At 56.7% G+C, this 21,525-nt stretch carries 18 protein-coding genes; 6 read left to right on the forward strand and 12 right to left on the reverse strand.

From position 1 onward, the window contains the following. Nucleotides 1-388: 388 nt before the first annotated feature. A complete protein-coding gene (locus DSL70_RS19730) occupies nucleotides 389-1,237 on the reverse strand; it encodes an HTD2 family dehydratase (protein ID WP_119309696.1) in 849 nt (282 codons plus the stop codon). 198 nt (nucleotides 1,238-1,435) lie between these two features. On the opposite strand from DSL70_RS19730, the gene DSL70_RS19735 reads away from it, so the two are divergent. Next, on the forward strand, nucleotides 1,436-3,730 hold the full coding sequence (locus DSL70_RS19735) for a Tex family protein (protein ID WP_245418297.1): 2,295 nt from the start codon (nucleotides 1,436-1,438) through the stop codon (nucleotides 3,728-3,730). A 138-nt stretch (nucleotides 3,731-3,868) separates the two neighbouring features. Here DSL70_RS19735 and DSL70_RS19740 read toward each other — a convergent pair whose 3' ends face one another. The 10 genes from DSL70_RS19740 to DSL70_RS19785 form a co-directional block, all read right to left on the reverse strand. Further along, the gene (locus DSL70_RS19740; protein ID WP_119309697.1) at nucleotides 3,869-5,944 is read right to left on the reverse strand and encodes a bifunctional sugar-binding transcriptional regulator/dihydroxyacetone kinase subunit DhaK; all 2,076 of its coding nucleotides are present in this window, start codon (nucleotides 5,942-5,944) and stop codon (nucleotides 3,869-3,871) included. Beyond that, nucleotides 5,944-6,594: a dihydroxyacetone kinase subunit DhaL gene (gene dhaL / locus DSL70_RS19745; protein ID WP_119309698.1), complete on the reverse strand. Its 651-nt coding sequence runs from the start codon at nucleotides 6,592-6,594 to the stop codon at nucleotides 5,944-5,946. Before dhaL (DSL70_RS19745) ends, DSL70_RS19740 begins: the two co-directional genes overlap by 1 nt. A gap of 166 nt (nucleotides 6,595-6,760) precedes the next feature. Further along, nucleotides 6,761-7,399, reverse strand: coding sequence for a dihydroxyacetone kinase subunit DhaL (gene dhaL, locus DSL70_RS19750; RefSeq protein WP_119309699.1), 639 nt, complete (start codon nucleotides 7,397-7,399; stop codon nucleotides 6,761-6,763). A gap of 13 nt (nucleotides 7,400-7,412) precedes the next feature. Then, on the reverse strand, nucleotides 7,413-8,405 hold the full coding sequence (locus DSL70_RS19755; protein WP_119309700.1) for a dihydroxyacetone kinase subunit DhaK: 993 nt from the start codon (nucleotides 8,403-8,405) through the stop codon (nucleotides 7,413-7,415). Nucleotides 8,406-8,415: 10 nt separating this feature from the next. Continuing rightward, nucleotides 8,416-9,183 carry a GolD/DthD family dehydrogenase gene (locus tag DSL70_RS19760; protein WP_119309701.1) on the reverse strand — a complete coding sequence of 256 codons (768 nt, stop codon included), beginning with the start codon at nucleotides 9,181-9,183 and terminating at the stop codon, nucleotides 8,416-8,418. 104 nt (nucleotides 9,184-9,287) lie between these two features. Next, nucleotides 9,288-10,274 carry a substrate-binding domain-containing protein gene (locus DSL70_RS19765; protein WP_119309702.1) on the reverse strand — a complete coding sequence of 329 codons (987 nt, stop codon included), beginning with the start codon at nucleotides 10,272-10,274 and terminating at the stop codon, nucleotides 9,288-9,290. Between the two features lie 81 nt (nucleotides 10,275-10,355). Then, complete coding sequence (locus DSL70_RS19770; RefSeq protein ID WP_119309734.1) at nucleotides 10,356-11,351, reverse strand: ABC transporter permease; 996 nt, start codon at nucleotides 11,349-11,351, stop codon at nucleotides 10,356-10,358. Nucleotides 11,352-11,377: 26 nt separating this feature from the next. After that, nucleotides 11,378-12,859 carry a sugar ABC transporter ATP-binding protein gene (locus tag DSL70_RS19775; RefSeq protein WP_119309703.1) on the reverse strand — a complete coding sequence of 494 codons (1,482 nt, stop codon included), beginning with the start codon at nucleotides 12,857-12,859 and terminating at the stop codon, nucleotides 11,378-11,380. Between the two features lie 524 nt (nucleotides 12,860-13,383). Continuing rightward, the gene (locus tag DSL70_RS19780) at nucleotides 13,384-14,196 is read right to left on the reverse strand and encodes an aspartate dehydrogenase (RefSeq protein WP_119309704.1); all 813 of its coding nucleotides are present in this window, start codon (nucleotides 14,194-14,196) and stop codon (nucleotides 13,384-13,386) included. After that, nucleotides 14,193-15,410 (reverse strand): pyridoxal phosphate-dependent aminotransferase, encoded by a 1,218-nt coding sequence (locus DSL70_RS19785; protein ID WP_119309705.1) that lies wholly within the window; start codon nucleotides 15,408-15,410, stop codon nucleotides 14,193-14,195. Before DSL70_RS19785 ends, DSL70_RS19780 begins: the two co-directional genes overlap by 4 nt. Nucleotides 15,411-15,851: 441 nt before the next feature. Here DSL70_RS19785 and DSL70_RS19790 point away from each other — a divergent pair, with 441 nt between their 5' ends. The 5 genes from DSL70_RS19790 (at nucleotide 15,852) to DSL70_RS19810 (ending at nucleotide 20,305) form a co-directional block, all read left to right on the forward strand. Continuing rightward, nucleotides 15,852-16,832, forward strand: a complete 981-nt coding sequence (locus DSL70_RS19790) for a TRAP transporter substrate-binding protein (RefSeq protein ID WP_119309706.1) — start codon at nucleotides 15,852-15,854, stop codon at nucleotides 16,830-16,832. Between the two features lie 115 nt (nucleotides 16,833-16,947). Beyond that, on the forward strand, nucleotides 16,948-17,490 hold the full coding sequence (locus tag DSL70_RS19795) for a TRAP transporter small permease subunit (protein WP_119309707.1): 543 nt from the start codon (nucleotides 16,948-16,950) through the stop codon (nucleotides 17,488-17,490). Further along, nucleotides 17,490-18,794, forward strand: coding sequence for a TRAP transporter large permease (locus DSL70_RS19800; RefSeq protein ID WP_119309708.1), 1,305 nt, complete (start codon nucleotides 17,490-17,492; stop codon nucleotides 18,792-18,794). The genes DSL70_RS19795 and DSL70_RS19800 overlap by 1 nt, the downstream gene beginning before the upstream one ends. A 121-nt stretch (nucleotides 18,795-18,915) precedes the next feature. After that, entirely contained in the window at nucleotides 18,916-19,563 is a 648-nt protein-coding gene (locus DSL70_RS19805) for a GntR family transcriptional regulator (RefSeq protein ID WP_119309709.1), read from the forward strand. Between the two features lie 100 nt (nucleotides 19,564-19,663). After that, nucleotides 19,664-20,305, forward strand: a complete 642-nt coding sequence (locus DSL70_RS19810) for a GntR family transcriptional regulator (RefSeq protein WP_119309710.1) — start codon at nucleotides 19,664-19,666, stop codon at nucleotides 20,303-20,305. 44 nt (nucleotides 20,306-20,349) lie between these two features. On the opposite strand, the gene DSL70_RS19815 is transcribed toward DSL70_RS19810, so the two are convergent. Beyond that, nucleotides 20,350-21,498 (reverse strand): M24 family metallopeptidase, encoded by a 1,149-nt coding sequence (locus tag DSL70_RS19815; RefSeq protein WP_119309711.1) that lies wholly within the window; start codon nucleotides 21,496-21,498, stop codon nucleotides 20,350-20,352. Nucleotides 21,499-21,525: the final 27 nt, after the last annotated feature.

A 21,525-nucleotide genomic window follows, 5' to 3' on the forward strand; every position in this document is an offset into this window, starting at 1 on the left:
TGCGGTCAGCCTTGCGGCGGACCATGGATGGAAGCATGGAAAGAGAGGAAGCAAGCATCAGGCTCTGTTTCTGGATCGATTTGATACACCAGATCCGCACAGTCTGCACTGTATGCGTCGGATGCCCGGCGCCGCGACAAAAGCTCGAAAAGGGAAGAGTCATCTCTTGTTCCTAGTTCCAGTATTGCTAAGGTGAGAGCTTACCCCTCAAAATCGGGACCGGTCAAGACAATTCTCATATTTGAGAATTTTTTATCCAATATCTCGAAAACGAAACATAATGCTGTCGAGAGGGCTTCGAACACCTCACGTATTCGATCGAAGCCATAATGGCAGTTTTCGCCCCTTTTGCGATGGCGGGGGCTCATGATTGCCGACAACAATTTCGCTAAGCAATGACTGCCGTTGCTTCCATTGCCAGCGCCCCGTCCCCTCTTTTCGCCCAGAGCTTGAAACTCTTGCAGTTCCCTTGAGGGCTTCCATGCACGGAGAATAGCTCTGAGTCGAAAATGGTTGAGACAGCCCGGAAGCGGAAGCTCTGCACCGTAGCGGACGGATATTCTCTTCTCAGCAAATCAAGCAGCAGGGTCGCGATCAGCGGGCCATGCACCACCAACCCCTTGTAGCCCTCGGACTGGACGCAGAAAGGGTGATCATAGTGGATGCGGTGGCCGTTGAAGGTGAGCGCTGAATAGCGGAACAGTAGCACCGGGTCCGGATTGATTTCTCGCGAGAAAGCACTGTTCACCGGCGCCTTTGGCGGTGCTGGTGGAGTTGCACCGGGAGTGACCTCTTCGCGATAGACGATGTCATGCTCTTCATCTATGCCCAAGGTGTCGCCGTCAAACACCTGATGGCCCACTGTCACGAAAACCAGTTGACCGGAGCGACCAGACTTGGCCTTGATGGCCTTAATGGTCGACGATTTGCGAAGCCGGTTGCCGATGAGCATGGGCGCCAGGAATTTGAGACGGCTACCAGCCCACATCCGGCGTGGCAGGGCCACCGGCGGCAAAAAGCCGCCAAGGGCAGCATGTCCATCGTAACCAGCTTCCGAAAGCTTGAAAATCGGCAGGAAATGCAACCAGTGCCAGAGCGGCGGCAAGGCCGTTCCGATCGTGTAGTCCGGATCGTCCCGATCAAGGGTGGCGGCCAGCGCGTTGGCGGGAAAGGACGCAATAACTTCTTCGCGGGTTTCGGTTTTTCCGATCCATTCCTCAAGCTTTGACATATCCATGGCGCAATTCCTTATTATCAGACATTACCTCAGCCTATGCAAAATGGGACCAGATGGGAACCACGGCCAGCAGCCCCGTAAGGCAAAGCCCACAGCGCGATAGAGTGGTGGCAAGAAGTTTTGGGTGATGCTGAATGGCCCTTTCCTATCGCGCCCAAATGCAGCAATATCTGGCCGGAGATAAACAAGGTACGGATTATGAATTTGATCGAAGAAATGTCCATCCCATCTGTCATCGCAGCCGAAATCGGCTGTCAGGCAAAACAGGTCATCGCAGCAGTCGAGCTCATCGACAATGGAGACACCATTCCATTCATTGCGCGATATCGTAAGGAAGTGACCGGTGGCCTTGACGATATCCAGTTGCGCAAGCTGGATGAGCGACTCATTTACCTCCGTGAATTCTCAAAGCGTCGGGAAGCTGTCCGTAGCGCAATCGAGGCACAGGGCAAGCTGACGGACGAGATTGTTGCCCGCCTTGCCAAGGCAACGACCAAGGCCGAGCTGGAGGACATCAATGCTCCGTTCCGCGTCAAGGTGAAGACCAGAGCACAGAAGGCAATCGACAATGGCTTGCTGCCGCTTGCCGATGCTATTCTTGGAAAGCCCGCCAGTGACCCCGAAGCGCTCGCCAAACCGTTCATCGGTGAGAAGGTTGCCGACATCAAGGCGGCTCTTGATGGCGTCCGTGACATCCTGTCTGAACGGTTTTCCCTCCATCCTGATACCGCAGCAAAGATTCGCCCTGTCGCCAAGAAGACCGCTCGTCTGAAAGCCTCGGTTGTGAGTGGCAAGGAAGAGGAAGGCAACAAGTTTGCCGACTATTTCGACCACACAGAAAACTGGACCAAGGCACCAAGTCACCGCATTCTGGCGATGATGCGCGGACAGGAGGCTGGCTTCCTGTCCCTTGATATCGAGTTCGACGATGAGGCGGTTGCCTTTTCCAAGTCGGCCATTGTCAATGACAACAAGGTTCCCTCTGGCAATGCCTTTCTTGACAAGGTTGTAGACTGGACCTGGAAGGTAAAATTTACCACACGACTTATCTCGGAAATGACCGGAGAGATGCGGGAACGGGCAGAGAAGGAAGCCATTGATGTTTTCGTCACCAACCTCAAGGCCCTGCTGATGGCCGCACCGGCGGGCATGAAGGCGACGATGGGGCTTGACCCGGGTATTCGTACCGGCGTGAAGGTGGCTGTTGTCGATGCCACGGGCAAACTTCTGGCGACCAGCACCGTCTACCCTTACGCGCCACGTAATGACGTGCGGGGGACGCTTAGCGAGCTCGGAGCACTCGTCCGGCGGTTCGGCGTTGAGCTGATCGCGATCGGCAACGGCACGGCGTCGCGGGAAACCGATGCGCTGGTGGCCGAACTGCTGAAGGGTATTGATGGCAAGAAGCCGACCAAGGTTGTTGTCAGCGAGGCCGGGGCTTCGGTCTATTCGGCGTCGGAATTTGCCTCGCGCGAGTTTCCGGATCTGGATGTATCCCTGCGCGGGGCGGTTTCCATTGCACGCCGGTTGCAGGATCCGCTGGCCGAGCTGGTGAAAATCGATCCCAAGGCCATCGGCGTTGGGCAGTATCAGCATGATGTGGATCAGACACGACTGGCGCGGGCTCTGGCTGGGGCCGTCGAGGATGTGGTGAATGCCGTCGGGGTTGATGTCAACACCGCATCCCCTGCCCTGTTGTCCTATGTTGCCGGTGTCGGGCCGTCGCTTGCCGAATCCATCGTCAGCTACCGGGACAGCAACGGCGTCTTCTCCAAGCGGTCCGAGCTGAAGTCGGTGCCGCGGCTTGGCGACAGAACCTTTTCGCAATGCGCCGGGTTCCTGCGCGTAATCGGAGGATCCGAACCGCTTGATGCGTCAGCTGTCCATCCAGAAGCCTATAAGGTGGCCCGAAAGATCGTCGCCGACTGCGGTCGCGATCTCAGGGACATCATGGGCGATGCCAACAGCCTCAAGGATGTCGACCCAGCGAAATTTGTCAGCGGAGAGTTCGGCATTCCGACGATCAAGGACATCATCGAGGAATTGCGCAAGCCGGGTCGCGACCCGCGTCCGCAGTTCAAGACGGCGACATTCATGGAAGGCATTCACGAGATTTCCGACCTACTGCCGGGTATGCGGCTTGAGGGCACAGTGACCAATGTCGCCGCCTTTGGGGCGTTTGTCGACATTGGCGTCCATCAGGACGGGCTGGTGCATATCTCGCAATTGTCCGACAGCTATGTCTCTGATCCGTCCAAGGTCGTCAAGGCCGGTCAGGTGGTCAAGGTCGTGGTCACGTCTGTCGATGTGAAGGCCAAACGCATCAGCCTGTCCATGAAGTCGGCACCGGAAATTGGCGAAACATTCCGTGGCCGGAAGCCAGAGCAGCGTTCGCAGCAAAAGACGCCTCCAAACCGACAAGGCAAGGATAAGGGCAAAAGCGAAGGCTTGGGACAGTTGGGCGAGGCTCTTGCCAAGGCGCTACGCAAGTAGCATGGCAGGCTCGTAGCCACCCCGTTCGCAGGCTTTGCCAGAGAGTGCTGAATGGATCGACAAACGAGGAAGCCTTTACTTGAGGCTTCCTTTTTCATATGCAATGAAAGCGCTTCAGGCACGAGGGAATTTGGCGTCTTAGCGTATCTGGAAAGAAGCTGCGTTGCAGGGATGGTCCAGCAGGGCTTTCAGCTCTGCATCCAGTTTCATCATGGAAATCGACACGCCGGACATGTCGAGGGAGGTGCAGTAGCTTCCGGTCCAGCTCCGCGCGACTTGGACATTGCGCGCCTTCAACCGTTGACGAACGCGGCGGGCAATAATGAGCAGCTCCATCATTGGTGTCGCTCCCAGAGAATTGACCAGCAGCGCCACTTCATCGCCACGCTCGGGGGCCATTTCTGCCAGAATGCGGTCGACCATGATGTCGGCGGTGTCATTGGCGCTGACGAGAGGCTGGCGAGCGATGCCGGGTTCGCCATGAACACCCACGCCGACTTCCATTTCATTCTCGCCGATCAGGAAGGTCGGGCGCCGCGTCTCCGGCATGGAACAGGGTTCCAGCGCCACGCCGACGGTATAGGTTTCGCGGTTGGCCTTGCGTGCCAGTTCCTCGACCCTCTCGATGGGTAGCATCTGATCGCAGGCGGCACCGGCGATCTTGAAGACAAAGACGTTGCCAGCGACACCGCGGCGGCTTTCGCGGTCTTCCTTGCGAGAGGACGCAATATCATCCGTGGTGATGACCGTGCGCACGTCAATACCTTCTCGTTTGGCCATCTCTGCGGCCATTTCAAAGTTCAGGATGTCGCCGGAATAGTTGCCGAACAGATAGACGACCCCTGCCCCGCCATTTGCTGCCCGGGTGCATTCCAGAATGGGCATGGGCGGCGGCGACGCGAAGATGTTGCCGATTGCGACGGCATCGGCAAGGCCCTTGCCAACATAGCCATAGAAGTAAGGATCGTGTCCGGCGCCACCGCCGATGACCAGACCGACCTTGCCAGCGCGTGGGCCATCCTGTGCCACCAATGCGCGGTTGGATTTGCGCGCAGGCTTCAGATACTGGGCATATTCGAGAACGGCCCCTTCCAGTGACTCGTCAACTGCATCTTCGGGTTCGTTGAGGAATTTCTTGACCCGGGTGCGTTTGATGGATTCTGCCGGTTCAGTCACTGTCTTTTCAGGACGGATCGACCCTGTCTTGCCATCGGCGCTCAGAATACCAAGGCCGGTCGTTGCATCGGTTATGAGAATGTTGACGTATCCGCCGTGCAGGGTCGCCAGAATGGCCGGCACCTTGTCCGTGCCTCCGGCTATGGCAATCCGCTGCTTGACCCTTGCCAGTTGGTCAAGGGTGATACCGATCGTGCGGTCTTCCAGAGGCCCCTTGACGAGCTTGCCGCGTTCATTGATGTAGCGCCCGGCAATGGCACCGACGGCGGTCGAATAGGCATCCCGAAGCTTGGGGTCATCATGGAAGAAACCGGAGCTGTGCAACGTGGAATTGGGTCTCAGAGATGCAATGCCGAAGACAATGCAGTTCAACTGGTCAAGGCTTGCAAGCTGTTCCTTTACCAACTGTTCGCTGGTCAAAATGTCGCGCAATTCTGGACTGGATACAATCGCGGGAGCAGAAATCGGTACGCATTCAGCCCGAATGGCTGCTGCCATCTTTGTTGCGCAGGCGGCGGGCGTGAATGGCACATGGCTGGAGGTGGTACCTGTAGCCTGAATAACTCTCACGTCCTGAAGATTGTCGATATTGAGTGCCTGAGCAGATGCAAGAACCGTCCGCCCCCAGCCGACACCGACCGTGTCGCCTGACCTCAAAATGCCCTGCAAGACCTGAGCCCCAGCGGCACCAAGGCGGTCAATCAGCGACCGGTCACCACCTTCACCGGGAATGACCAGACAGTCCCTTAGCCCGAAATGCTCCTTGAGCGCCTTGGAGATCGAGAGGGTCTTGAGGTGTTCGGTTTCAATGGAGATGTTGACCAGACCACGCGTCCGGGCGTCGGCGAGATAGGAAATCACCGTGGCGCGGGAAACGCCAATGGTCCGCGCGATATCGCCTTGCGTCATGCCCTCTTCATAATAGAGCCAGCTGGCCCACAGCAACGGATCATTGCCAAATCGCAATGGCATGACCAGTTCGGGCTCGGCGCCGGTCTTTTCGGGGCGAGCGGCACTCAGCCGCTTCTTTGGGGGCATTATAGCGCCCTCTGCTCAAGTGTATTTGCAAAGCTCTCAATGAGGATGGCGGCAGAAGCCGCGCCCGGATCAATATGACCCAGACTGCGCCCGCCGAGGCGCGCCGCGCGTCCGCGCATGGCGACCATGGACCGGGTACTCTCCACGCCACGGCTGGCCGAAGCCCGGATCTCAGACAGAATGACCTCAAGCGGCGCATTCTCCTGCCTGAGGTTCTTGATTGTCTGTACTACAGGAAGCCATACATCCATCATGGTCTTGTCGCCCGCAATTGCCTTGCCACGCGCACCGATCCCGTCAGAGATGGCAACCAGAAGCATCAACGCTTCGTCTGCATCCAGCGCCGAACGATTGCCCGCGAAATCCCCGGCTGCTATCAGGCCGGAAGCATAAAGGGGGCCGGGAGTGGCACCAACCGCTTCCAGAAAGCTCTCCGCGCAGGACCTGAAGAGCGTCGACATGTCATGGGACTGAACATCGATTTCATTCAATGCTCTGACAATGGCGGAAAAGCCGCGCGACATGGTGTAGCCATGATCGCCATCGCCGATCTCTCCGTCGAGCTGACCGAGATAATCGGCCGCCTCTTTCATGCGCGTCGCCGCTTCTCTGAGAAACGCAACGATATCGTCAATTTCCACCTGTTTCATGCAAGATTTTATATCCCAAGGGCGTCTGCTCCGCAACAGACACACGACCCAAAACTGCGTCCGGGCGTGCAGATTTGCACCAGATCTCTCAGACAAAACAGGTGGAAAGAGACGCCGCGTCAAGCGCGACGCCTGAGGGTGTTACGGAAGCCGGTTGCCTTCCGGTTCAATCAAGGCGGGCCGTGATGCTGTCGGCAAACGCTGTCAGGATCATGCAGCAGGATGTTGCCCCAGCATCGAGTACACCTCGGGACCGCTCACCAAGGCGGGCGGACCGCCCGAGTTTGGCGACCATGTCGATTGTGCTGTCCCGGCCAACCGCAGCGGCTGCCTTCATGGCGTCCAGCGCTTCGGGGAAGCTTTTGCCCCCGGCGTTGGCGGCCTTGAGGGCATCCAGTGCCGGAGACAAGGCATCCATCAGCGTCTTGTCACCAACCTTTGCGTTGCCGATGCCCTGAATACCATCAAGACCAGCCTGCAGCATGGCGGTGAAGCTTTCCGCATCGATGGTCTCGGAGTCGCCGAGCGCCTCGGCCATATCCGAGAACATCATGCCGTAAAGGGGACCCATGGAACCTCCGATCTCGGACATGAGTACATCGGAGAGAATCTCCATGGCCTCGGTCAGTGTCCCATCAGGATCCAGACGTTCGGCTGCACGGCCAAAGCCCTTGGCCATGTTGATGCCATGGTCGCCATCCCCGATCTTCCCGTCGATCTCTGACAGATAAGCCTTGTTGGACACAATCACTTCGGCAATGTCTGCAACGATCTTGCCTGCACCCTTGTTCGGAATTCCCTGCATCCTATCGTCTCCCTTAAAAGCCCGGACAGTTGGTCTCGGTATCCAGCAGCGGTTTGAGCTCATCATCGAGCGCCATGACCGTCAGCGTGGCACCGACCATCTCGAGCGATGTGAAATAGTTGCCCACGAAAGCCTTGTGGATCTTGAGGCCCCGTTCTTCGATCTTGGTCGCCATGCGATCATAGAGCACATACAGCTCATTGATAGGGGTGGCGCCGAGGCCGGAAACAAGAACGGCCACTTCGGTGCCAGCACGCAGGTTGTGGTCATCAAGAACGACCTTCACCATGTCATCGGCAATCTCGTTGGCTGACTTGAGGTCTTCCACGCGGACGCCAGGCTCGCCATGGTGGCCGATGCCAACTTCCATCTTGCCCGGTTCGATCAGGAAGTTCGGATGGCCGACGGCTGGCAAGGTGCACGGGCCAAGACCAAGGCCGATGGAGCGGCAATTGTCGATGGCCTTTTGAGCGGAGGCAATCACCTCTTGCAGAGAGGCGCCGGTTGCTGCCTTGGCGCCGCCGATCTTCCACATGAAGATTTCACCGGCCACACCGCGCCGCTTTTCGCGTTCTTCCGCAGAAGCCGAGCAGACGTCGTCGTTGGCAACAACGGTTGCCACCTCAATGCCGTCCTTCTTGATCATCTTGCTGGCCATTTTGACATTCATGTTGTCACCAGCATAGTTGCCGTAGAGCACGGCCACACCAGCGCCACCGTCTGCCGCCTTGATGGCGTCAAGGAAGCTCTTCGCGGTTGGAGACGAGAACAGCTCACCAACAGCCACGGCATCAAGCATGTTCTTGCCAGTGTAGCCGATGAAGGCCGGTTCGTGACCGGAACCGCCGCCGGTAACGATACCGACACGCCCCTTTTCAGCAGCAAAATTGGAAACCACGACCCTGTTGTTTCCTTCGTGAAGACGTACAACGTCGTTGTGTGTCCGGACAAATCCGGCGACGGTTTCGTCAACGATGTCATCGGGGTTATTGATAAAACGTTGCATGATACTGCCCTTACTTGATGGTGTAGCCGCCGTCGATGACGAGGTCGGCGCCGTTGAACATGGCTCCTGCATCCGATGCAAGGAAGACAGCAACAGCAGCAACTTCACAAGGCTCGGCGAACCGGCCAACCGGGATCTGCTTGATGGCGTCGACGCCCTTCTGTCCGGCCCAGGCCGATTTGCCCAGCTCGGTCATGACAATGGTCGGGGACACGCTGTTGACGTTGATTCCATATTTGCCCCATTCAAGGGCAAGCGTCTTGGTCATGCCGCGAATGGCAAATTTGGAGGCGCAGTAGGCAACATGTTCGTCAATAGCAACAGAACCGGCCTGCGATGCGATGTTAACGATGCGTCCGCCGCCCTGCTTGATCATGACTTTGCCAACCGTCTGGGCAACGATGAAGCTGCCGGTGAGGTTGACGTCCATGGTCCGCTTCCATGCGTCAAGGCTCAGCTCTTCAGCCGGAGCCAGCGCAACGATGCCGGCGCTATTGACCAGAATGTCAATGCGTCCGAAGGCGTCGACAACGGTCTTGACCGCAGCTTCAACGGATGCAGCGTCTGCGACATTGCAGGATACAGCGATGGCATCTTTGAGCTCCTTCGCCTTGGCTGACGCCGCCTCTTCCTTCAGATCAACAATGGCAACGCGCACGCCCTTTGCGTTCAATGCATCGGCGATAGCAGCTCCGATACCAGAGGCTGCTCCGGTCACGAAAGCGGTTTTCCCGGCTAGTGGGAAGTCGAAATCGAGGGTTTCAGGTCCCGATGACATGGCTATATCCTTTGGTAATTTCTATGCCCTGTGGGTTTGGGCCCTGTCCGGAAAGACCTATTCTTTCCGGACAGGTTTCGTTATTCCGTATGGTTCAGGTCAGACTACTGACGTTTAGCCAGCAGGGCGTCGGCATTGTCGAGGGTGACCGGGGTCCAGGGAACGCTGTATTCTGCGTCTTTACCGCCATTCCAAGGCATGTCCGGATACTGTTTCCAAATTTCCGACATCGGTTCGTAGTCTGGCTGGACAGCCTTGATGGCCAGATCGAGAGCACCCTGAGCCTGTGCGGCACCGTCCTGAAGGATGGAAGCCATTTCGTTGTTCTTGACTGCCATCAGAGCGTCGGTCACGCCATCGATACCGGCAATGGCGAAGTCTTCGACCTTGAGGCTTGCGGACTTGATCGCTTCGATGGCACCCAGTGCCATTTCGTCGTTCTGGCCGATGACACCGGCAATGTCACCCGGGTGTGCGGTCAACCAGTTTTCCATCAGGTTCTGTGCTTCTGCACGCGACCAGTTGGCGGTTTTCTTTTCGAGAACCTTTACGTCCGGGCATTCTGCGAGTGCCTTTTCGTTGCCTTCGAGGCGCTGGATCTGGGCGGACTGGCCAATCGGGCCTTCAATAATGACGACATTGCCCTTGCAGCCGATCTTGTCGAGCACATATTTGGCTTCCATGTAGCCGGATTCAACGTCATTGGAACCCACATAGGAATTCAGCAGGTCGCTGTTAACGCGGGTGTTGGAGCCGAAGACCGGGATACCGGCATCATGGGCGGCTTGAACGGCAGCAGCACCGGCTTCAATGTCGATTGGCACGAAGATGATCGCGTCAAAATTCTGCGTGATCATTGTTTCGAACTGTTCCTGCTGTACGAGGGCGTCGTAACGGCCGTCGAAGATGGTCAGATCAACGAGTTTCTGTTTAACTGCCGGGTGTTCTTCCAGTGCGTGAGCCCAGATCTGCATGAATTCTGCGTTGAGGCCGTAAACAGCCGCACCGATCTTTGGCATGTCCTTCGCACCGGCTGCGGTGCTGGACATCAATGCGGCGGCAATTGCCAGGGATTTTATCAGTTTAGACATTGTGCTTCTCCTCCAAAGTTTGCACAGTTCATCTGATAACCCGAACCTTCGGGTTCCAAATTTCCGGGATATTCTAGTAAGTTAAGCGTTCTTCTGACGAGCCTGGTCGAGCATGACAGCTGCGACGATCAGAGCTCCCTTGATGACTTGCTGGTAGTAGGATTCAACACCCATGAGATCGAGGCCGTTGTTGACGACAGCAATAAGCAGAGCGCCGATCAAAGTACCGGTAACACGTCCCACCCCTCCAAGAAGGGAGGTGCCGCCGATAACGACCGCAGCAATTGCATCCAGCTCGTAGGCGATGCCTGCCTGTGTCAGAGCCGAGCCGGTCCGGGCTGCCAGGATCATGCCAGCCAGACCTGCAAGGCCACCCGAGATGATGTAGACAGTCATGATGACGCGACGGACATTGATACCGGATACGCGCGCTGCATGCGGGTTACCACCGACTGCATACACCCTGCGGCCAAACCGCGAGGAAGACAGCACCCAGTAGGATACGATAAAGACAAGAGCGAAGAGAACGACAGGCATGGGAATACCAAAAATGTCATCCCGTCCGATGAAGCGGAAGCTGTCTGTCAGGGCAGGAACAGGCTGGCCTCCGGCATAGAGCAGAGTCAGACCACGGGCTGCAGACAACATGCCCAGCGTTGTGACGAAGGCAGGCACATTGAACCGGGCGACGACAATGCCGTTGACCCATCCGCAGATCAGCCCAACACCAATACCGACTGCGAAGGCAATTGCTGCCGGATATGGCGCGCCCATGAAGGCAGCAGCCTGGGACGTCGTCGCCATAGAGGCGGCCACAATACCGGCCAAGGCCACGACAGATCCGACCGAGAGGTCGATACCGCGTGTCAGAATGACAAAGGTCATGCCAATGGCGAGAATGCCGTTGATCGAGGTTTGCCTCAGGACGTTGAGAATATTGCGCGTCGTGAGGAAATACTCGTTTGCGAATGTCAGCACGACACAAACCAGAACCAGCGCCAACAGAATGCCGTATTTCTGGCCGTATTTTGCGGCCAATGCCTTATAGTCGCGGGAAGAGCCCGATGCTGCCAACATAATGGTGTCTCCTTTGGTATTCATGATTAGGCCGCCAAATGTAAGAGGGTTTCAGCCTTGAGTTCGGAGCGAACCAATTCACCGCTGACGCGTCCATCGCGCATGACGACGACCCGATCTGCCATCCCAAGAACTTCATCTGTTTCGGAACTGATCATCACGACAGTTCCACCCGATTGCGCAAAATTCGACATGACCCGATAGATTTCGCGCTTTGCACCCACATCGACACCACGTGTCGGTTCATCCAGAAGCAGAACCTTGGGGGCAGTCAGAAACCATTTGCCAAGAACAACCTTTTGCTGATTGCCGCCCGACAACCCGGAAACGGGCAACCGGTCCGAGGTTGTCTTGATCTTGAACATGTCGATCATGCGGGAGGCAGCGGCCGCCTCACGATAGCTGTTCATTGCCGGGCCCGTGGACAAAAGGTCAAGCTGTGCCAGACAGATATTGGAACGGACATCGCCGGAGAGCACCAGACCCGAGCCCTTGCGGTCTTCCGTTACGAAGGCCAGACCCTTGGCAATAGCCTCCGAGGGAGAATTGATCCGGACGGTTTCGCCAAAAAGCGTGATCTCCCCTCCCTTGTCCTCACTCAATCCAAACAGGCGTTCGAAGATTTCGCTGCGCCCTGAGCCCATGAGGCCGTAGAGCGCGACGATTTCACCGCGATGAACATTGAAGCTGACGTCTTTGACCCAGTCCTTGGCATTGAGCCCGGTTACGGTCAGTGTCACTTCATCGGTCGGGGTATTTTCCTTGACGAACTCCTCGGTCATGGGGCGACCGACGATCATCTGGATCAGGTCCTGACGGGAAACATCGGAGATCTCCCCCTCCCCGACGAAGCACCCGTCGCGGAAGACCGTGTAGCTGTCTGCAATCTCGAAAATCTCGGAGAGGCGGTGGCTGACATAGATGATGCCCTTGCCTGCGGCCTTCAAACGCTCAATCGCAGTGAAGAGCTGATCGACCTCAGCGCCACCCAGCGCAGATGTCGGCTCGTCCATGATGATGACTTCGGCGTCGTAGGACAGCGACTTGGCGATTTCCACCAGTTGCAGCTCGGCTACAGTCAGGTCCATCATCAGGCTTTTGGGCGAAATATCAAACTGCAGCTCATCCAGAATGGCCTGAGCGTTGTGGTTCATTGTCGCGAAATCAACGCGCCCGAAGGCGGCCACAGGCTCGCGGCCAAGAAACATGTTTTCGGCAACGGTCATTGCCGGAACGGGGCTCAGCTCCTGTTCAATGATGCTGATACCAGCGGCGAGTGCATCCGACGGTTTGTCAAAGACGACTTCCTTGCCCTGGACCTTGATGACACCGGCGTCGCGCTGCTGAATACCCATTACGATGGTCAGAAACGTGGATTTGCCAGCTCCATTCCCTCCGCAAAGCGCGTGAACTGAACCAGCCTTCAAGGTGAACCGGCCATCGCTCAACGCGGCCACCCCACCGAAATGCTTCTTCAGCCCCATAACCTCCAAAAGAGTCTGGGTCATAAATTCCTCCAATCCTCCAGCGAGCCTCCACTCGCCTTTCCCGTCTTTAGGGATACCATCGGAATTGTTCATTTGTCAAATCAAAAGTAACTTTTGTAAGTTATCAAAATTAATGCCTTTATTTCAAATATTTAAGAATATTTCTCAATACAAGATGCGGCAGTGAATGGAATTTGTACCAAGGGCTTTCGCACTGTCTATTTTTTTATGGGAACACAAACCGATGCGGGAGAGCCACTCACAAGAGGAAGCAAATTGCGTGCACGAAGAGCTCAAAACCGGAGAAAAAAGAGAGAGAATTCGGAAGCGCAAACAGCGGGGATTGCATGCTTGGGACAGGGGGTAAAGATTCCCTGTTTCCGGGTTTGATAACCCGACATATCAAGGCCCTCGCACCGGAGTGATGCGAGGGCCTTGAGACAGTATCCGTCTTGCCGCAAACAGGCACCTGATCGTGCGATTGTCCCCGGCAGGTTGCCAATGTCAGGGCTCACGGCCCCTACAGATCTGGAGAGCCCTGCCTGTTATGAACCAACGGTAAGCGTTGCCACAAAGCGTTCCAGCGTGGCGATAACGGAGAGAGGCGTGAGCTTTCCCGTTATCGGGTTGTTTTCACTCGGCACATTGGCGATGGACATCTCGAAGTGAGTCGAATCTGCGTCCACCACGACCGTGTGTGTGTTGCGATCAATGGTCGGATCGGCCCAGACTTCGTAGTCCGTGCGATCCGGCCCTACGCCCGCCAGTGACAGAGCCACCGCGACGTTGACATTGGATGGAAATTTCTGTGCCGCTTCGCGAACGGAGCCGCGATAGAGGCAAAGGGGCTCGGTCAACGAGAGCAAATCAATCCCCTGCTCCTTGACGAAGGGGGCATTGGCGAGACCCTTGGGAGGCTTCCGGGTTTTCATCACGATCTCATGCACCGTCCCTTTGGCCGCAGCACGAACAGAATCAAAGCCGACAAGCGCGCCGGTGGCGCCGATGATATGTGCCCCGGTCTCGCGGGCGCGGTCCACGAGTTCGTAATTCGCCAGTAGCTGGGTCAATGTGACGATCACAAGTGTCCGGCCCTGCTCTATCGCGGGCTTTGCCACTTCAAGGAAGCAGGCTGGTGGCAGGGCCTCGACGACGATGTCAGCCACGGACGCCAACTCGCTGTTGAGCATTGGCTTGGGTGGATTGCGAAACCCGGCGGTGAGGTCGCGCACCTTCTCGAGGCTGGAAGAAGAGGCGGCGACCAGTTTCAATCCCGGAACGCCCTCATCAAGCCAGCGTGCGGCAGGAAGGCCGATTGTGCCAAGGCCAGCGATTGCGACTGTTTTTTCAGTTGTCATGCTCTGTATCTTTCAATGAGGGTTGCCATGCGCTGCACTGCCGCAACCGAGGCTGCGTGGTCCTGCGAGAAGTTGAGCCGGACACTGTTTGCTGTGTGGGGGCTGAATTCCGTTCCCGGCGTGACGACAACACCCGCCTGAAGCCGCAGGATCTTTACAAAGTCGCCGTAGGAAATGGCGAGTTCGGGAAGAGAGGGAAACAGATAGCTGCCAGCTTGCGGGGTGCGCGCGCTCACGCCATCAACGGCACGGAAAAGGGCAAGAAGATCGTCCCGGATGGCCTGGTGCTGACGGATGCGATCCTCCATCCAGCCCGCCGGTTCATGGAACCAGCCGCGCAGAATTGCCTGACTATATCCAGCGGCCCTCAGACTGACAATTGCCTGCAGCTTTTCCATGCGGGTGATAATCTTACTGGAGCCAAAAGCAACGCCAAGGCGGAAGCCGGAAAGAGATTCGGTTTTGGATGGCCCCATGATCGTGATGACATTCTCGGGATTGACCGGCTCTGCCCGCAAATGGGTGTAGGCTGCTCCGCTGTAGCGCAGGCGCGAATAGAGCTGGTCGACAATCACCGTTGCACCATATTGCTCGGCGAGTGCGGCGATGGTGGCGATTTCCTGCTTGGAATAGACAACGCCAGCCGGGTTGTTGGGGTTCGAGAAGAGGAACAGTTTTGCCCCTGCCTTGAAGGCGTCTTCCAGTTCGGTAAGGTCAAGGCCAGCTTCTGTTTCGTCGGCGTCCGCATAATGCATCTGGATGGGTATCATTTCGCCATCGAAAAACTGCACCAGCTTGCGGTTGGCGAAATAGTCCGGCTGCACAATGGCGACCTTGTCGCCGCGCCCGACCGTTGCGGCCATTGCCAGAAACAGGGCGCCTTGTGTGCCGGGGGTGATGATAAGGCCGTCCGACGCATCAACGGGGGCACCGGTGAAGGCAGCAAGGTCGGCTGCGACCTGTTGGCGGATGCCGATGTCTCCACGATACTCGGTATAGGCTTGTGCCGCGCCCTTGTTGAAGCCTTCCTCGAACAGGGTAAAGGATCCCGGTGTCGGCTCATGCGCATCGACATCACCGTGGGAGAAATCGACGGGCCGTCCTTCCAGCACCTCGCCGCGCATCAGCTCGGCCAGTCCCTCCTGCCCCTGCCGGACTTCTTGCCCAGGCGCGTTGTCCGTTCCCAGCAGGCGGAATTTCGTTTCCAATGACATGATAAGATTCCTTGTTTGAGTCCATTTTGGGAAGAGCCAAGCCGGCGCCAATTCCGAGGCCAGTCTAGCTCAAGACCCGTTCTCTCGAAATGATGGCAATCGGGAAACCACGGGATTTTGCGCGAGCTGAATTTTTCACTTTTGGCGCACAGAGTGCGGGAGTTTGTGGTGGTCAGACGTCATAACCAACAAGTTCCTCGCCTCTGGGGATAGTCGAAAAACACGAGCGAATGCCAGAGGTTTTAGCCATTCGTATAATGCTCATGTCTTCCGAATCCTAAAAAATTAGCTCAATTATTGTGCATCCTCTTGCCTTGCCTAATTTTCCATCGTATGTTTTTCATGTTTTGACATACAGGTGGCATACCGAAATTGCAAGACGATTTCTACCAACAACAAAAACAGGCAATCGCTTAACCGAACAAAGAGGGTATCATACCAATGAAATCAGCATTCCGCGCACTTTTGACAGCCGGCGCACTTGTTGCTGCCGTACAGGCTCACGCAGAAACCAACTGGGACATGTCTGTCGTTTGGCCGCAGGGCAACTTCCACACCCAGGACGCAATCAAGTTTGCAGAGACGGTCAAAGACGTTACCAACGGCGAAGTTGTCATCACCGTTCATGCTGGCGGCTCTCTGGGCATCAAAGGCCCTGAAGGCATGGCAGCCGTTCGTGACGGCCTTGTTCCCATCGCAGATATTCTGATGAGCCAGCAGGTTGGCGAAGCACCTGTCCTTGGTGTCGAAACCCTGCCGTACCTCGCTCCGACCATGGCGGACCTTGCCCTGCTGCACAAATATTTCCGTCCGAAAATCGAAGAAGTTGCAGCTTCCATGAACCAGAAACTTCTCTACATGGTTCCATGGCCGGGTCAGGCTGTCTACACCAAGAACCCAATCAAGACGATCGATGATCTGGCTGGCGTGAAACTGCGCGTTGTTGACGCAAACGGCCAGAATTTCTTCACCGCCCTTGGTGCAGCTCCGCTTCAGATGCCTTGGGGTGAAGTTGTTCCTTCTCTCGCTGCCGGTACTATCGAAGGCGTGACCACGTCCTCTTCATCAGGCGTTGACGGCTCCTTCTGGGAGTTCATGAAAAACATGAGCACCTTCAACTGGCAGGCTTCGAGCAACCTCGTAACGGTAAACCTCGACGCATGGAACGAGTTGACCGAAGAACAGCAGGCCGCGATCGAAACGGCATCGACCAAGCTTGAAGCCGACTTCTGGCTGGCAAGCAGCGCTGAGGATCAGAAGAAAATTGCGGTCCTCAAGGAACATGGCATGGATGTCACCGCCCCCTCTGCCGAGCTGAAAGCAGAACTGATCAAACGCGCCAAGCCACTCTGGGAAGAGTTCAAGGCTCGCGTTCCTGAAGCTGCACCTTACATCGACGCCTATCTGGCCGTTCGCAACTAATCTCCAAGCCGCCCGGGCGACTGCTTGGGCGGCTTTCCCGATTTTATGCCAGAATATGATGTCCAGCTTCCAGCCGCGACCATTCTGACCAAACGCCGTTTGCAGGTACTAAACCATGCCAGAGTCCGAAGTTCGGAAATTTTCGGCAATCACCGACCCAATCGATCAAATCAGCAGGATTGCCTGCATTGTTGGTGGAGTTTGCCTGGTTGCTATTTTTGTACTCATCGCCTCAGAAATCGTTGCGCGTAACCTTCTGGGTACCAGCCTTCCCTTCAGTTGGGATTTTGCGGCTTACATGATGGGGGGCTGCGTCTTTCTTTCCGCTGGAGCGACCCTCAAAGCCGGTGGCCATGTGCGCGTCACCGCAATTCACGATTATCTGCCACAAAAGGGAAAGCAAGTTCTGGACGCTGCAGCCTGTCTGGTCGGCCTGGCCATTTGCCTTGTCATCCTTTTCGCAGTCAGCGACATGGCGATGCTGTCCTTCCATCGCGGTTCGACATCCTCTTCGGTTGTCAGAACCCCTTTGTGGATTCCTCAAGCCGTCATGGCAATCGGGGCCGTTGTTCTTTCGCTCCAGATGTTTGCGCAGCTGGTCCGCACAATCGCCGGGGAAACGCTCCACAATGACGCAGATATCGAGGACCAGTTGTAATGGGTAAACTAACTCTCTCTCTCATCGGCCTTCTGGCCCTTATTCTCGGGGCTGGCGTCTGGGTCGGGCTGGGGCTCGTCGGCACGGGTATCGTGACGATGTCGATTTTCAAATCGAGCTTCCCGATCACGAAACTGTTGGCCCAGCAGATCTGGAACTCCGCTGTCAGCATGGAAATGTTGGCTCTGCCGCTGTTCATCCTGATGGCCGAAATCCTGTTCCGCACCCGTCTGTCCGAGGCTCTTTTCAGCGGCCTTGCGCCTTGGACCCGTCGGTTGCCGGGTAGAATGAGTCATATCACCGTTCTTGCCTGCACCCTGTTCGCCGCCGTTTCCGGTTCCTCCGCCGCAACGACAGCAACCGTGGGCCGCATTACGGCAACAGAGCTGCTCGGGCGTGGGTATGACCGCAAGATGGTGATCGGCAGTCTTGCCGGAGCCGGTACGCTCGGATTTCTCATTCCGCCGTCGGTGATCATGATCATCTATGGTGTTCTGGCCGAAGAGTCGATCCTGAAGCTGTTCATGGCAGGTATCGTCCCGGGCATCAGCCTTGCCGCGACCTATATGGCCTATCTGGCCATTCGATCCACGATCAATCCCTCCATGGTTGGCGAAGCGACCCCTTCAACAAGCTGGAGCGAAAAGCTCGAAGCGCTGATGGGACTGGGGCCGGTTCTGCTGCTCATCCTCTCGGTGATCGGTTCGATGTATGGCGGTATCGCCTCCCCGACCGAGGCAGCAGGCGTTGGCGTTGCCGGGTCCATCGTCATTGGCCTTCTGCAACGGTCCATCAACTTGAAGAACCTTGCTGAAGCTGTCTTCCACGCAGCTCAGACTGTTTCGATGATTGGCCTGATCATCGTCGGCGCCATGTTCCTCTCGGTCTCCTTGGGCTATCTGGGGTTGCCGTCCTATATCGCAGGGTTCATCCAGTCACTCCAGCTGTCGCCGCTGGTGCTGATTTTTGTTCTGCTGGTGTTCTATGCGATCCTTGGTTGCATCATGGAAGGGATGTCTGCTATCGTCATGACGCTTCCCATCACCTTGCCTCTGGTGCTTGCTGCCGGATATGACAAGGTCTGGTACGGCGTCTTCCTGGTTCTGGTTGTCGAGATGGCTCAGATCACTCCCCCGGTTGGCTTCAATCTTATCGTCATTCAGCGTCTGACTGGCGACAAGATCGGAACGATCGCACGGGCGGCAATGCCATTTTTCCTGATAATGGCGGCCTTCGTGCTGATGATTGCGGTCTTCCCGGGCATTGTGACCTGGTTGCCTGACAGTCTTGCTGCTCGCAACTAATGTGCGGGAGACATAATGTGGTTGGCGCGGTTTCAGGATTGCGCCAACAGTCTTGTTCCATGATACTCGTTGATCTCATGCCGGACCCTAGACGGGTCAGCTGAGACAGAGAAAGGCATTCATGTCCGAACCGCTCGCAAAACGCGCCTACACGCAAATCATCGAGATGATCTTCTCTGGCGAGCTGAAGGTTGGAGATGCCTTGCAGGAAGCGAAGCTTGGCGAGCGTCTGGACATGTCACGCACTCCGGTGCGTGAGGCAATCGATCGTATCAAGGTCGAGGGTTTAGCGGTAAAAAGCGGCCGTTTTCTTCGTGTGCGCCTTTTGACATCCGCTGAAGTCGAAGAGATCTTCCTTTTGCGACGCGAGCTGGAGGTCTATTCGGCTCGAACGGCCCTCAAACTGCCCAGAGAGCAGATTGTGTCCATGCGGGCGCGGATCGAAAGTCTGTTGCAGACCGGGCCTTCCATCGGAGACGAGCATTGGCAGGTGGATGAAGCCTTTCATGGCATGTTGACGGCCTCAACCCACAATCAGACCCTCATTTCGACGGTCAACGACCTGCGTTTGCGCACCTGCATCTTCGACCACACCCGCGTTCGAGGCCGCTTCCTCAAAGGCAATCAGGAGCATCTGCACATTCTTGATGCGCTGGTGGCGGGACAGGAAGATCAGGTCATGGAGCTGATGGCCCAGCATATCGACAACGCCAAGGGGGCCATTCTGGAGCGCTTGGCAGGGTTTGGGGTTTCGGGTTCTCTTTCCTGACAACGTGCTTGATTACGCACAGGCCTTCGCCATCAGCAGCATGGCGTCAATTCAGATGACCCTGTATGAAGACAGCGAAGTTAAAAGTAACGGGCACGGTATGACGGAAAAAGAAACACTCGCACAGCAGGCCTATAATGCGATCAAGCAGAAAATCCTGTCGCAGCAGTATCAGCCCGAAGCCGTATTGACCGAGCGGGGGCTTGCTGCCGAGTTCGGCATTTCAAGAACGCCCTTGCGGTCTGCCATCTCGCGCATCGAGAAAGAAGGCGTTGTTTATCGACTGGACAATGGTGCCCTGCTCGTGCGCCGTGTCTCGGTGGAACAGCTTCTTGAAATCGTACAGGTACGCCGGATTCTTGAAGGAGCTGCGGCTGCCCGTGCGGCGACAAAAGGCATGACGAAGGGGCTTGAGGCCTCACGCAAGGCCATGCTGGATTGTCTGAGGGAAGACAACAACATGGCCTTCGATGACTTCTGGCATCTGGATGATGCGTTTCACAACGCGGTTATCGACGCCGCAGGTTTGCCTATCCTCGGCGGGCTAGTGCGCGAGTTCAGGGTGACTGCACGACGGTGCACGATAACGCGCGTTCATGACCAGTTTTCCGCTCAGGCAAAGGATCATCTGGGCGTGATCGATGCCATCGCAGAAGGCAACCCAGAGAAAGCCCGTTCGGCCATGGAACACCATTTCGATAATGTCCGGATCCGATTTCTGAACTGGCTCGCTCAGGTCTGACAGATGGAATTGCCCAACCGGGTTTGGTTGGGCATGGTTCGTTTCTATTTCACACAAATCTGGCGCGGAAGGTCTGACAGGATGTCGATCCCGGCATCCGTGACAATCACGGTTTCCGAAGCGCCAACGGTCCAGTTGCCATAGGACCGCAGTGTGGCGGGCAAGTGGAACACCATTCCGGGCCTGATTTCCTGATTGATGCCAGTGAACAGGCTCAGAATACCCCCCTCGCCCCAATCAGGCGCAAAGGCAACGCCCATGGAATAGCCGATCCGCTTGCGGAAGGCTTCGGTGTAACCGTGGTCGTCGATGACCTTCTGAGCGGCGAGATGCGGCTCGTAGCAGTGAGCTCCGAGACGTATGGCTTCAAGGGCACGCTCGAGAGCCAGCAAAGCACAATCCATCATGCGTTGTGCCTCATCGCGGGGTTTGCCGATCCAGACCGTTCGCATCAAGGCCGAGTGATAACGCAGATGGCTGCCCGCCAATTCAAGGAAAATGGGGTCTCCCTGTTCCAGCACGCGCCTGCGCCAGGTCATGTGGGGCAAGCCGGCGCGCGGGCCTGAGGAGACCAGTGGCTCCATCGCCATGGTTTCCGACCCCAGCCGAACGGCATCGGACAACATGGCCGCGGCGATTGCGTTTTCATCGACACCGGCGGCACAGGCGTCAATGCCCGCGGCAAGACCCGCTTCAGCGTATCGCGCCGCGTGGCGGATGGCTTCCAACTCGGCAGGAGACTTGATCATGCGGAGCGGCACAACGATCCCCGATCCATCACGGAGCTTGCCCGTTTTCAGCGATCCTTCAATTTGCCGGACCATTTTGGGGGAAACGAACCAGCCATCAAGTTCCATCGCAACCCGGTCATAGTTGCGGCCGGAGAGGATGGCGTTGAGGGCGGCGGCGGGGTCTTCTCCGTCCTGATAAGCGACGATGTCTTCAAGCCAGCAGTTGGCGACAGTCCCGGTAAACTCCAGCTGTCGCACGAGCAGCGTGGGTGCACCGCTTGCTGGCAGGATGAGGAGCTGAAAAGCGAAATAGCCAGCGGTCTGGCGTCCAGTCAACCAGTAGATGTTTTCCGGTCCTGTTACGAGGAGCACATCATGGCCTGCAGCAGCAACGGCGGCTTGTGCACGGGCCTGCCGTTCAGCAAATTCTTTGGCTGGAAAGGCTGCTTCGCGCCCCTGCATAATTTTAACTTGGTCTGTCAAGATAAT

The sequence above is a fragment of the Cohaesibacter haloalkalitolerans genome (assembly GCF_003574655.1).
Taxonomy (GTDB): domain Bacteria; phylum Pseudomonadota; class Alphaproteobacteria; order Rhizobiales; family Cohaesibacteraceae; genus Cohaesibacter; species Cohaesibacter haloalkalitolerans.

Coding starts and splice junctions, on each gene's coding strand:
- DSL70_RS19730 (WP_119309696.1), bottom strand. CDS start 1,237: ATGGATATGTCAAAGCTTGAGGAATGGATCGGAAAAACCGAAACCCGC.
- DSL70_RS19735 (WP_245418297.1), top strand. CDS start 1,436: ATGAATTTGATCGAAGAAATGTCCATCCCATCTGTCATCGCAGCCGAA.
- DSL70_RS19740 (WP_119309697.1), bottom strand. CDS start 5,944: ATGCCCCCAAAGAAGCGGCTGAGTGCCGCTCGCCCCGAAAAGACCGGC.
- dhaL (WP_119309698.1), bottom strand. CDS start 6,594: ATGAAACAGGTGGAAATTGACGATATCGTTGCGTTTCTCAGAGAAGCG.
- dhaL (WP_119309699.1), bottom strand. CDS start 7,399: ATGCAGGGAATTCCGAACAAGGGTGCAGGCAAGATCGTTGCAGACATT.
- DSL70_RS19755 (WP_119309700.1), bottom strand. CDS start 8,405: ATGCAACGTTTTATCAATAACCCCGATGACATCGTTGACGAAACCGTC.
- DSL70_RS19760 (WP_119309701.1), bottom strand. CDS start 9,183: ATGTCATCGGGACCTGAAACCCTCGATTTCGACTTCCCACTAGCCGGG.
- DSL70_RS19765 (WP_119309702.1), bottom strand. CDS start 10,274: ATGTCTAAACTGATAAAATCCCTGGCAATTGCCGCCGCATTGATGTCC.
- DSL70_RS19770 (WP_119309734.1), bottom strand. CDS start 11,351: ATGTTGGCAGCATCGGGCTCTTCCCGCGACTATAAGGCATTGGCCGCA.
- DSL70_RS19775 (WP_119309703.1), bottom strand. CDS start 12,859: ATGACCCAGACTCTTTTGGAGGTTATGGGGCTGAAGAAGCATTTCGGT.
- DSL70_RS19780 (WP_119309704.1), bottom strand. CDS start 14,196: ATGACAACTGAAAAAACAGTCGCAATCGCTGGCCTTGGCACAATCGGC.
- DSL70_RS19785 (WP_119309705.1), bottom strand. CDS start 15,410: ATGTCATTGGAAACGAAATTCCGCCTGCTGGGAACGGACAACGCGCCT.
- DSL70_RS19790 (WP_119309706.1), top strand. CDS start 15,852: ATGAAATCAGCATTCCGCGCACTTTTGACAGCCGGCGCACTTGTTGCT.
- DSL70_RS19795 (WP_119309707.1), top strand. CDS start 16,948: ATGCCAGAGTCCGAAGTTCGGAAATTTTCGGCAATCACCGACCCAATC.
- DSL70_RS19800 (WP_119309708.1), top strand. CDS start 17,490: ATGGGTAAACTAACTCTCTCTCTCATCGGCCTTCTGGCCCTTATTCTC.
- DSL70_RS19805 (WP_119309709.1), top strand. CDS start 18,916: ATGTCCGAACCGCTCGCAAAACGCGCCTACACGCAAATCATCGAGATG.
- DSL70_RS19810 (WP_119309710.1), top strand. CDS start 19,664: ATGACGGAAAAAGAAACACTCGCACAGCAGGCCTATAATGCGATCAAG.
- DSL70_RS19815 (WP_119309711.1), bottom strand. CDS start 21,498: ATGCAGGGGCGCGAAGCAGCCTTTCCAGCCAAAGAATTTGCTGAACGG.